Raw genomic sequence first — 1,267 nt, forward strand, 5'->3', positions numbered from 1 at the left:
GTCGGCCGACTTCAGCGCGGCGGCCGCGCGCGCGGTGACGATCCCGACCGAGGGCCTGAACGACGACCTGCACGGGTCCGCCGAGTACCGGGCGCATCTGATTCCGGTGCTGGCGGCGCGGGCGGTCGAGCAGGCGCTGGGGCAATCGTCCATGCAGGCCTCCTCGCAGTCGTCCACGCCATCGCCCTGAAGCGGGGCGGGGCGGGACGTGAAGCGGCGCGGCGGGCCGTGAAGGACAGCGGCTCGCCGGTCCGCCGTCCCGCCGCAGTCTTTCCCCCTGCGAACCTGATTTCGTTTATCAGCGCGCCGCCCGCCTGCCAGCCATAGCCATCGCCAGCCATCGCCCGACCTCGCCTTCATGCTGCCCGATTCCATCGACCAGACCCTGACGCTGCTCCAGCGCGAGCAATATTTCGCCGACCGCGAGACCGCGACCGTGCTGTTCCTCGCGCTGAAGATGCAGCGCCCGCTGTTCCTGGAAGGCGAACCCGGCGTCGGCAAGACCGCGCTGGCGCAGGCGATCGCCGCGGGCCTCGGCACCAGGCTGTTGCGCCTGCAGTGCTACGAAGGGCTCGACGCCGCCAGCGCGCTGTACGAATGGGACTATCCGCGCCAGATCATGGCGCTGCGGCTGGCCGAGGCGCGCGGCGAGCGGCCCGAGGCGCAATCGCTGTACCGCGACGAATTCCTGCTCAAGCGCCCGCTGCTGGAGGCGCTGCTGCCCGACCCGGCCGCTCCTGCGGTGCCGCGCGTGCTGCTGATCGACGAGATCGACCGCGCCGACGAACCGTTCGAGGCCTTCCTGCTCGAGGTGCTGTCCGAATACCAGGTGTCGATCCCGGAGATCGGCCGCATCGCCGCGCAACGCCCGCCGCTGATCGTGATCACGTCGAACCGCACGCGCGAGGTGCACGACGCGCTCAAGCGCCGCTGCCTCTATCGCTGGATCGGCTATCCCGAGCGCCAGCGCGAGCTCGACATCGTCGCCGCCCGCGCACCAGAGGCCGCGGCCGCCTTGCAGACACAGGCGATCGACTTCGTGCACCGCCTGCGCGGCATCGATCTGTTCAAGGCGCCCGGCATCGCCGAGGCGATCGACTGGTGCCGCGCGCTGGCGGCGCTCGGCGTGACCGAGCTGGATCCCGATTCGGTGCGCGACACGCTCGGGGTCCTGCTCAAGTACCAGGACGATCTCGCGCGCGTCGACGGGCCGACGGTAGCCGAACTGCTGGCCGGCACGCCGACGGAGCCGGCCGGGGAGCGCTGA

Annotated in this window: 1 protein-coding gene and 1 pseudogene; both read left to right on the forward strand. The window is 71.2% G+C overall.

Features of this window, described 5'->3' with window-relative positions; all coding sequences use genetic code 11:
- Window positions 1–190, forward strand: a pseudogene (locus AC6EI8_RS26575) (hypothetical protein); the annotation flags it as partial.
- Window positions 191–358: 168 nt separating this feature from the next.
- Window positions 359–1,267 carry an AAA family ATPase gene (locus tag AC6EI8_RS26580; RefSeq protein WP_226108545.1) on the forward strand — a complete coding sequence of 303 codons (909 nt, stop codon included), beginning with the start codon at window positions 359–361 and terminating at the stop codon, window positions 1,265–1,267.

The organism is Cupriavidus sp. R6-3 (assembly GCF_059772245.1).

What these genes read in the sequence shown, in the direction of transcription:
- AC6EI8_RS26580 (WP_226108545.1), top strand. Translation starts at nt 359, where the DNA reads ATGCTGCCCGATTCCATCGACCAGACCCTGACGCTGCTCCAGCGCGAG.